Annotated in this window: 8 protein-coding genes and 1 pseudogene; 8 read left to right on the top strand and 1 reads right to left on the bottom strand. The window is 62.5% G+C overall.

Annotated features, from left to right (window positions below):
- The first annotated feature begins 248 nt into the window (after positions 1 to 248).
- The 8 genes from AC1DWF_RS27000 (at position 249) to AC1DWF_RS27035 (ending at position 9,440) form a co-directional block, all read left to right on the top strand.
- Positions 249 to 2,045, top strand: coding sequence for an acyl-CoA dehydrogenase (locus AC1DWF_RS27000; RefSeq protein WP_476785823.1), 1,797 nt, complete (start codon positions 249 to 251; stop codon positions 2,043 to 2,045).
- 213 nt (positions 2,046 to 2,258) lie between these two features.
- Positions 2,259 to 3,428 carry an acyl-CoA dehydrogenase family protein gene (locus AC1DWF_RS27005; protein WP_476785824.1) on the top strand — a complete coding sequence of 390 codons (1,170 nt, stop codon included), beginning with the start codon at positions 2,259 to 2,261 and terminating at the stop codon, positions 3,426 to 3,428.
- A 32-nt stretch (positions 3,429 to 3,460) separates the two neighbouring features.
- On the top strand, positions 3,461 to 4,669 hold the full coding sequence (locus AC1DWF_RS27010) for an acetyl-CoA C-acetyltransferase (protein ID WP_476788415.1): 1,209 nt from the start codon (positions 3,461 to 3,463) through the stop codon (positions 4,667 to 4,669).
- Between the two features lie 22 nt (positions 4,670 to 4,691).
- A complete protein-coding gene (locus tag AC1DWF_RS27015) occupies positions 4,692 to 6,911 on the top strand; it encodes a 3-hydroxyacyl-CoA dehydrogenase NAD-binding domain-containing protein (protein ID WP_476786473.1) in 2,220 nt (739 codons plus the stop codon).
- 6 nt (positions 6,912 to 6,917) lie between these two features.
- Positions 6,918 to 7,463, top strand: a complete 546-nt coding sequence (locus tag AC1DWF_RS27020) for a thioesterase family protein (protein ID WP_476786474.1) — start codon at positions 6,918 to 6,920, stop codon at positions 7,461 to 7,463.
- Positions 7,464 to 7,566: 103 nt separating this feature from the next.
- Positions 7,567 to 7,866 (top strand): hypothetical protein, encoded by a 300-nt coding sequence (locus AC1DWF_RS27025; RefSeq protein WP_476788416.1) that lies wholly within the window; start codon positions 7,567 to 7,569, stop codon positions 7,864 to 7,866.
- A 129-nt stretch (positions 7,867 to 7,995) separates the two neighbouring features.
- Positions 7,996 to 8,646, top strand: coding sequence for a S24 family peptidase (locus AC1DWF_RS27030; protein WP_476782994.1), 651 nt, complete (start codon positions 7,996 to 7,998; stop codon positions 8,644 to 8,646).
- A 5-nt stretch (positions 8,647 to 8,651) separates the two neighbouring features.
- On the top strand, positions 8,652 to 9,440 hold the full coding sequence (locus AC1DWF_RS27035) for a thermonuclease family protein (RefSeq protein WP_476782995.1): 789 nt from the start codon (positions 8,652 to 8,654) through the stop codon (positions 9,438 to 9,440).
- A 99-nt stretch (positions 9,441 to 9,539) separates the two neighbouring features.
- Here AC1DWF_RS27035 and lysK read toward each other — a convergent pair.
- Positions 9,540 to 10,168, bottom strand: a pseudogene (gene lysK, locus AC1DWF_RS27040) (lysine--tRNA ligase); the annotation flags it as partial.

Genomic DNA, 10,168 nt, shown 5'->3' on the forward strand with positions numbered 1-10,168 from the left:
TCAGTCTCGTGGTTCGACAGGCTTACCAAGAGGGCTACAGGAAGTCAGACCCGGTCCAAACGCGTCCTGTCGCAAGAGATGGCGACCTCCCAAGAAGATCCAAAAACACCGAAAATTTCGCCGGAACGCGGATTCACAAAAATTGACGTTTACGCAAACGTCAATTTTTGCTAATCCCCGTTCGACAAGCGGTTCCCCGTCGCATACCGTCTGGCCGGAACCGGTTTACATTTGCTGGAGGAAAAGCAATGCCGATATTCCGGGCGCCGGTCCAAGACACGCTTTTTGTGCTGAATGATGTGCTCGGCTACGAGCGCTACAGCAATCTTGCCGGCTTCTCCGACGCCAGCCCCGACGTTCTCGAAGCGATCCTCGCCGAGGGCGCCAAGCTCGCCGAAAACGTCATGCATCCGCTCAACCGCGTCGGCGACATGGAGGGCTGCGTCCGCGACGACGACGGCTCTGTCACCACACCGAAGGGCTTCAAGGAAGCGTTCGACCAGTATCGCGAAGGCGGATGGATGGGGTTGGCCGTGCCTGCCGAACACGGTGGCCAGGGCTTGCCCTACACGGTTCACTCGGCGGTGGGCGAATACATGTCGGCGGCCAACATGGCGCTGATGATGTATCCCGGCCTGACCCAGGGTGCGATCGCCGCAGTGCTTGTCCACGGCACCGACGAGCAGAAGGCGACCTGGCTGCCCAGAATGGTCGAGGGCGCGTGGACCGGCACCATGAACCTGACCGAGCCGCATTGCGGCACGGACCTCGGCCTGCTGCGCTCGAAGGCCGTGCCGAACGGCGACGGCTCCTACAAGATTTCTGGCCAGAAGATTTTCATCTCGGCCGGCGAACACGACATGTCGGACAACATCATCCATCTGGTGCTGGCCCGCATCGAGGGCGCGCCGGAAGGGGTGAAGGGCATTTCGCTGTTCATCGTGCCAAAATTCAATCTCGACGCCTCGGGCAATCCCGGCACGCGCAATGCGGTTTCGTGTGGCTCGATCGAAGAGAAGATGGGCATCCACGGCAACTCGACCTGCGTCATGAACTATGACGAGGCCGAGGGCTTCTTGCTCGGCGAGGCCAATGGCGGCCTGAAGGCGATGTTCACGATGATGAACGAGGCCCGGCTCGGCGTCGGCCTGCAGGGCCTGGCGGTCTCCGAGGTCGCCTACCAGAATGCCGTCGCCTATGCCAAGGACCGCATCCAGGGCCGTTCGCTGACCGGTCCGAAGGCGCCCGACAAGAAGGCCGATCCGATCATCGTCCACCCCGACATCCGCCGCGCGCTGATGACCATGAAGGCCTTCAACGAGGCCGGCCGTGCGCTGGTGCTGTGGACTGCGATCAATTCCGACGTCGCTCACCGCTCCGAGGACGCTGGCGAACGCCAGTCGGCGGACGACCACATGGGCCTGATGACGCCGGTGGTGAAGGGCGTGTTGACCGACAAGGGCTTCGAGCATGCCGTGATGGCCCAGCAGGTGTTCGGCGGCCACGGCTACATCGAAGAGCACGGCATGAGCCAGTTCGTGCGCGATGCCCGCATCGCCATGATCTATGAGGGCGCCAATGGCGTGCAGGCGCTCGATCTCGTCGGCCGCAAGCTCGGCCTCAATGGCGGCCGCGCCGTCCAGGCATTCTTCAAGGAAGTCGGCGAGTTCTGCGAAGCCAATCGTGGCGACGAACAGATGGCGGCTTACACCAAGTCGCTGAAAAAGGGCCTCAACGACCTGCAGGCGGCGACCATGTGGCTGGTGCAGAACGGCATGGCCAATCCGGACAATGCCGGTGCTGCCTCGACCGACTATATGCACCTCTTCGGCCTGGTGGCGCTCGGCTACATGTGGGGCCGGATGGCCAAGTCGGCGCAGGACAAGCTTGCGACCGGCGCCAATGGCTCGGCGGAGTTCTACGAGACCAAGCTTGTGACCGGCCGCTATTTCATGGAACGCGTGATGCCCGAGACCTCGGCGCATCTGGCGCGCCTGTCGACCGGCTCGGCGACGATGATGGCGCTTGCCGCGGAGGCGTTCTGAGCCCGAGGAGGTTGATTTGGCGCTTGGCACCCCCCTCTGCCCTGCCGGGCATCTCCCCCTCAAGGGGGGAGATTGGCTGTCATCACGGCTTGCGCCAATCGGCAAAGTTGCAGGGCGGGCGCGGTGGCTGAAGCTGCCAATCTCCCCCCTTGAGGGGGAGATGCCCGGCAGGGCAGAGGGGGGTGACCGGGTGTTGTCTTTGGGAGGAAGTGCATGATCAACCCAGCCGAAGTCCTTTCATTGCCCAAACCCGCCTGGGCGGCGGACGACGTGGCGATGCTCTATGACATGGCGCACCGCTTCATGTCGGAGGAAATCCTGCCGCACTACGAGGCGTTCGAGAAGAACGAGATGGTCGACCGTGCGAGCTGGGAGAAAGCCGGTGCCGCCGGCCTGCTCTGCGCCTCGATGCCCGAGGAATATGGCGGCTCGGGCGGCACATTCGCCCATGAGAGCGCGATCATCGAGGCGATCGGCCATGTCGGCGTCGACGGCTTCGGCATCGCCCTGCACAATTCGATCGTTGCCCCATACATTCTCCATTACGGCTCGGAAGAGCAGAAGAAGAAGTGGCTGCCGAAGATGGCGACCGGCGAGCTGATCGGCGCCATCGCCATGACCGAGCCGGGTGCCGGCTCCGACCTGCAGGGCGTCAAGACGCGCGCCGAAAAAGATGGCAACCAGTACTGCATCAACGGCTCCAAGACTTTCATCACCAATGGCCAGTTGGCGAACCTGATCATCGTGGTGACCAAGACCGATCCGTCCAAGGGCGCCAAGGGCACCTCTCTGATCGTGGTCGAGACCGACGAGGTCGAGGGTTTCGAGCGCGGCCGCAACCTCGACAAGATCGGGCTGAAGGCCAACGACACCTCCGAGCTGTTCTTCAACGACGTGCGCGTGCCGACCTCCAACCTGCTAGGACAGGAAGAGGGCCAGGGTTTCGTCCAGCTGATGCAGCAGCTGCCGCAGGAGCGACTGCAGATCGGTACTGGCGCGATCGCCATGATCGAGCGCGCGTTGGCCGTGACCATCGACTACGTTAGGGAGCGCAAGGCTTTCGGCAAGGCGGTTCTGGATTTCCAGAACACCCAGTTCAAGCTGGCCGAGCTCAAGACCGAGGCGACCATCGGGCGGGTCTTTTACAATGACTGTGTTGCCCGTCATATTTCTGGCGGGCTAGATCCGGTAACTGCTTCGATGGCCAAGTATTGGCTGTCGGACCTGCAGTGCAAGATCGTCGACGAATGCCTGCAATTGTTTGGCGGCTATGGCTATATGAATGAATACCCGATCGCCCGCATGTACCGCGACGCGCGCGTGCAGCGCATCTATGGCGGCACCAACGAGATCATGAAGTTGCTGATCGCCCGCTCGCTCTGAGCCGCCGATCTGGAAACCCAAGGAGCAGAAAAATGGCTGACGCTTTTGTCTATGACGCCGTGCGCACGCCGCGCGGACGCGGCAAGAAGGACGGATCGCTGCACGAAGTGCCGGCGGTGCGCCTTGGCGCCAAGGTGCTGGAGGCGCTGCGCGACCGCAACGGGCTCGATACCGCCGAGGTCGACGACATCATCTTCGGCTGCGTCGATCCTGTCGGCGAAGCAGGTTCGGTGATCCCGCGTTCGGCCGCCTTCGAGGCCGGCTACGACAACAAGGCGCCGGGCATGCAGATCTCGCGCTTTTGCGCCTCGGGTCTCGACGCCATCAACTTTGGTGCGGCCAAGATCGCGCAAGGTGCCGACGAGATCGTCATTGCCGGCGGCGTAGAATCGATGTCGCGCGTCGGCATGGGCATGTCGGGCGGCGCCTGGTTCATGGACCCTTCGGTCGGCATGCCGGCCTGGTTCATGCCACAGGGCGTGTCGGCCGACCTGATCGCCACCAAATACGGCTTCTCGCGCGACGACGTCGACGGCTATGCGGTCGAAAGCCAGAAGCGCGCCGCCAAGGCTTGGGAGAAGGGCTACTTCAAGAAGTCGGTGGTGCCGGTCAGGGATCAGAACGGGCTGACCATCCTCGACCATGACGAGCACATGCGCCCGACAACCGACATGCAGTCGCTCGGCCAGCTCAATCCGGCTTTTGTCATTCCCGGCGAGATGGGCGGCTTCGACGCGGTCGCCGTGCAGCGCTATCCCGAACTCGAAGAGATCAACCACGTCCACCATGCCGGCAACTCTTCGGGCATCGTCGATGGCGCTGCCGCCGTGCTGCTCGGCTCCAAGAAGGCCGGCAAGACGCTGGGCCTCAAGCCGCGCGCGCGCATCCGCGCCTTCTCCAACATCGGTTCCGAGCCGGCAATCATGCTGACCGGTCCGGTCGACGTCACCGAGAAGCTTTTGAAGCGCGCCAAGATGAAGCTGTCGGATATCGACCTGTTTGAGCTCAACGAGGCCTTCGCCTCGGTGGTGCTGCGCTACATGCAGGCTTTCGAGATCCCGCACGACAAGATCAACGTCAATGGCGGCGCCATTGCCATGGGCCACCCGCTGGGTGCGACCGGCGCGATGATCTTCGGCACCGTGCTTGACGAACTGGAACGCCGCGATCTCAACACTGCCCTTGTGACGCTATGCATCGGCGCCGGCATGGGCACCGCAACGATCATCGAACGCGTTTGATTTCGGCCGGAAGGAGACAGACATGACCTATACAAACTTCACGGTCGAAACCGATGCTGATGGCATCGCGCTCGTTACCTGGAACATGCCCGATCGCTCGATGAACGTCTTCACCGAAGAGGTGATGAGCGAACTCGACAAGATCATCGACCAGGTGGTGGCGGATGCCGGCATCAAGGGCGCGGTCATCACCTCGGGCAAGGAGACCTTCTCCGGCGGTGCTGACCTCACCATGCTGCAGAAGATGCTGAAGCTCTTCGCCAAGGAAAAGGCCAAGGATCCGGAAAAGGCGGCGAAGCTTCTGTTCGACAATGCCGGCCGCATGGGCGCGCTCTGGCGCAAGCTCGAGACTTCGGGCAAGCCTTGGGTTTCGGCGATCAACGGCACCTGCATGGGCGGTGCTTTCGAGCTGTCGCTGGCCTGCCATGGCCGCGTTGCGGCTGATAGCGACAAGGTCAAGATGGCTCTGCCTGAAGTGAAGGTTGGCATCTTCCCGGGTGCCGGTGGTACCCAGCGTGTGCCCAGGCTGACCGATCCGCAATCGGCGCTGCAGATGCTGACCTCGGGCCAGACCCTGACGCCGCAAAAGGCCAAGGGCATGGGCCTGATCCACGCGGTCGTCGAGCCGGCCAAGCTGATCGAAGCCGCGAAGGCGATGATCACCGCAGGGCTGAAACCGGTCCAGCCATGGGACGAGAAGGGCTTCAAGTTGCCTGGCGGTCCAGTCTATTCGGCGGCGGGCGCCAACCTCTGGCCGCCGGCAATCGCCATCCTGCGCCGCGAGACCTATGGCAACTATCCGGCCGCAACCGCGATCCTGAAGTCGGTCTATGAAGGCCTTTTGGTGCCGTTCGACACCGGCCTGCGCATCGAGCAGCGCTACTTCACCGAGATCATGCAGACCAAGGAAGCGGCAGCAATGATCCGCTCGCTGTTCGTGTCGCTGCAGGAACTGAACAAGGGCGCGCGCCGCCCGGCCGGCGTGCCGGATACCAAGTTCAAGAAGATCGGCATCCTGGGTGCCGGTTTCATGGGCGCGGGCATCGCCTATGTCACCGCCAAGGCCGGCATTCCGGTTGTGCTTCTCGATCGTGACATGGAATCTGCCGAAAAGGGCAAGGCCCATTGCGACAACCTGATCTCCGAACAGGTCAAGAAGGGCCGCGCCAAGGCCGAGGAGCGTGACAAGCTGCTGTCGCTGATCACACCAACCGCCGACTACGCCGATCTTAATGGCTGCGACCTCGTGGTCGAAGCGGTGTTCGAGGATTCCGAGGTCAAGAAGGGCGCGACCGAAAAGGCCGAGGCCGTGCTCAAGTCGTCGGCGGTGTTTGCCTCCAACACCTCGACAATTCCGATCACCTCGCTTGCCAGGAACTCGGTGCGGCCGAAGAACTTCATCGGCATCCACTTCTTCTCGCCGGTCGACAAGATGATGCTGGTCGAGATCATCATGGGCAAGAAGACAGGCGACAAGGCGCTGGCTGTGGCGATGGATTTCGTCCGCGCCATCAAGAAGACGCCGATCGTCGTCAACGACACGCGTGGCTTCTACGTCAACCGCTGCGTGCTGCGCTACATGTCGGAAGCCTTCAAGATGCTGATCGAAGGCGTGCCGGCTGCGATGATCGAAAATGCCGCCAAGGCTGCCGGCATGCCTGTGGGACCACTGGCGCTGACCGACGAGACGGCGGTCGACCTCGCCCAGAAGATCATGAAGCAGACCATCAGGGATCTCGGCGAAAAGGCTGTCGATCCGCGCCAGATGGCGCTGATCAACACCATGGTCGACAGCCATGGCCGCCTCGGCCGCAAGAACACCAAGGGCTTCTATGATTATCCGGCGAAGCCCGCCAAGAAGAAGCTGTGGCCGGGCCTCAAGGATCTCTATCCGCAGCTTGCTCCTGAGAAGGTCGATGTCGAGGAACTGAAGCAGCGCCTGCTGTCAGTCATCGCGCTCGAAGCGGTGCGGGTGATGGAAGAGGGCATCGTCACCGACCCGCGCGAGGCGGATGTCGGCTCGATCCTGGCCTTTGGCTTCGCGCCCTATACGGGTGGTGCACTGTCTTACATCGACGGCATCGGCGCCAAGAAGTTCGTCAAGATCGCCAAGGAGTTGCAGAAGAAATACGGTGCCGAGTTCAAGGCGCCCAAGCTTCTGCTCGATATGGCCGAGAAGGGCGAGACCTTCTACCAGCGCTTCGATCCTTACGCCAAGGTCGAGGAAAAGAAGGCGGCCTGACGCAGCATGTACGTATGGGCAAGACTGGCTCGCATGGCCGCGACGAAATCTCGTCGCGGTCCCTACCGTTTTGGCGACGAAGGCCGGCTGTCGTTCCGCTGCCTGCCGACCGACATCGACTTCAACATGCATCTCAACAATGCGCGCTACATGATGCTGGCCGATGTCGGCCGCATCGACATCTTCATGCGCAGTGGCCTGATCGAACTTGCCCGCAAGCGTGGCTGGGCGCCGATGCTAGGTGGGCTGCAGACGGTGTTCGTGCGCGAGATCAGGCTATGGAAGCGCTTCGAGGTGGTGTCCTCGATCGAGACCTGGAACGGCACCGAGGTGATCGGCAAGCACCGCTTCGTGCTCGACAATGGCGAGACCGCAGCCCTGATCATGACCAGCGCCGGCGTCTATGATCGCAACAACAGGCGCTTCGTGGAGATCGGCGATCTCATGCGACAGCTTGGGGTTGATGCCACGCCGCGCCCGGTGAGCGCTGAAGAAGAGATCTTCATCGCCTCGCACAAGGGTTTGCGGACATTGGCCAAGGCGAAGGAATGACGCTGAGGAAATCGCGGCAGGCAGCGCCTGTCCGCTATCTCGGCCAAGGCGCAAATGATAATATCAGCAAGTGCTGATGTTGGCATTTACCGGGAGGATTGTCATGCGCATGCTGCTGAAGATCTCGATCCCCGCCACCCAGGGAAACCGCGCCATCAAGGACGGCAGCCTGGCCGCCATCATGGAAAAGTCGCTCTCCGAGCTCAAGCCCGAAGCCGCCTTCTTCACCTTGGACAACGGCAACCGCACGGCCTTCGTGTTTGTCGATGTGAAGGATATCACCGCCATCCCCAGCATTTGCGAGCCGTTTTTCCACGGTTTCGACGCGGCGATCGACATGACGCCGGTCATGAATGCCGACGAGCTTAGGGCGGGTCTCAAGATGATGATGCAGAGGATGTGAGATCACCTGAGCGGATCAGGAGGCAAATCGCCCGCGCAGCCAACTGCGCGGGCGAGACGCGTCTGGACAATCGCTGCCGGCGTGGATAATACTAAAAAAGGTATTTTTTCCTGTCCGAAGGAGAGCGCCATGCTCTCGCATGAACGTGTCTGGGCCGCGATCGACGCTCTTGCAGAGCGTTATTCGCTTTCGGCGTCGGGCCTCGCCAAGAAGGCCGGGCTCGACTCGACCGCGTTCAACAAATCCAAGCGCCAGTCCGTCGACGGCCGGCCGCGTTGGCCTTCGACTGAGTCGCTTGCCAAGATCATCGAGGCGACCAATTCTTCGCTTGAGGAATTCCTGGGTTTCGTCGAACCGGCGAAGACGACTGTCAGGACCAGGCCACGGGAGAGACAGACGGGCGTGCCGCTGCTCGGCTTTGCCCAGGCGGGTGCTGGCGGCTTCTTCGACGATGCCGGCTTCCCGGCGGGGCAGGGCTGGGAGCTGATCGAACTTCCGGCGCGCGCCACCGACAGTTCCTACGCACTTGAGGTTCAGGGCGACTCGATGCTGCCGCTCTATCGCAACGGCGACGTGCTGATCGTCGAGCCGGGGGCTGCGGTACGCAAGGGCGACCGCGTGGTGGTCAAGACGATCTCGGGCGAGGTCATGGCCAAGGTGCTCGAACGTCAGACGCAAGCAGCCATTGAGCTGGTGTCGCTCAATCCCGAACACCCCAATCGGCGTTTCCAGACCGCCGAAGTCGAGTGGATGGCGCGTATCGTCTGGGCGAGCCAGTAAGGCCGATGCGCCCAGCAGCCATAGCCGTCGCCGCCGCCGGTTTCGGCATCGCCACCCTGCTCGTCACCTTGGGCGGGCAAAGATTGGCGGCCATCGAAGCGCCGGCTGTGGACGTCATCGATGAAGACGACCTCCCTCCCGACGATAGCGCTGAGGTTGACCCAACGCAGCCCGAGCCGCAGGCGCCTGAAACAACGAACGCTGCTCCCGGTGATGTGGTGCCGCCCACGGCGGAGCAGGGCGGCTTGTTACGGGAGGCGCCGCGCGCGCCGCTGAGCGACCTGAGCCTCGCTCTGCCGCCGACGCCGAAGATCACCGACGAATGGGACGGAACCACGCTGTTCCAGCCGGTGGCTTCCGCTGCCGGGCTGATTGAAGCCAAGGGCCTGCGCGTTGCGATATCGGGCGTGGCAAAGGTGGATGCCGGCGAAAGCTGCACCTTCGAAGGCAAGGAGTGGAACTGTGGTGTTCGAGCGCGCACGGAGTTTCGCAGCTTCTTGCGGAGCCGTGCCGTGGTCTGCGACGTGCCAGCCGATGCAGCGCAGGGCGATGTCGTCGCCAAATGCCGGATAGGCAAGCAGGATGTCGGCGCGTGGCTTGCGGCAAATGGCTGGGCGAAGGCCGATGCAGGCGGACCCTATGGCGACATTGGCAAGAAGGCCGAGGCCGAGAAGAAGGGCATCTACGGCCCACCGCCGGAGCGTATCGAGACGACGATCTCGCCGGACGCCATGAGCCTGCCCTCGGTCGAAGGGGAGCCTGCCGAGCCAGCGGCAGAGGCTCTGATCCAGTAGGACGCTCTGGCGGAGACCGGCAGGCGCTCCATGCATTCGACGCCAGGCTGTTATGCCGGCTCGACGGCGAAATAGACGGTCGAGCCGGCATCCAAGACGTTAGGCTGCCAGTTTGCCTTCCAGAGCCTTGCGAATCAGAGCGCGCGTTTCGACGATGCCATAAAGTGCTGCAAACGAGCCAAAGCGCGGTCCGCGTTCCTGGCCGATCAGCACCTGGTAGATCATCTGGAAGAAGGCGACCGATACGCCAGGGCCGCCTTCCGGGCTTTTCTTGGAATGATCCTGGTAGCGCTCGATCTGGCGGGCGATGTTGAGCACGGCGTTCTGGATCGCTTCGCCGTCGGCACCCGCAGGCAGGGCGCCGAGTGTCGCTTCGAGCGCTTCCAGTGCTGCGCGTTCGACATCGTCGGCCGCGCGGAAGGTCTTCGTCGGCTTCACGAAATCGTCGAAATAGCGGATCGCATAGCCCGTCAGCCTGTCGAGCTCAGGATGCGTTGCAGGCGTTGTGCCAGGCGCATGGCGCGAGATGAAGCCCCACAGGACGTCCTTGTTCTGGGCGTTGGAGGCGCTGACCAGGTTGAGCAGCATCGAGAACGGCACCGGCATGTCGACAACCGGCGGGTTGCCGTCATGCATGTGCCAGACCGGATTGCCCAGCCGCTCTTTCCACTCCTGCCGGGGATAAGCGGCGAGGAAGGTGTAATATTCGTCCACAGCCCGCGGGATGA

The sequence above is a fragment of the Aminobacter sp. P4_D5 genome (genome assembly GCF_056401815.1).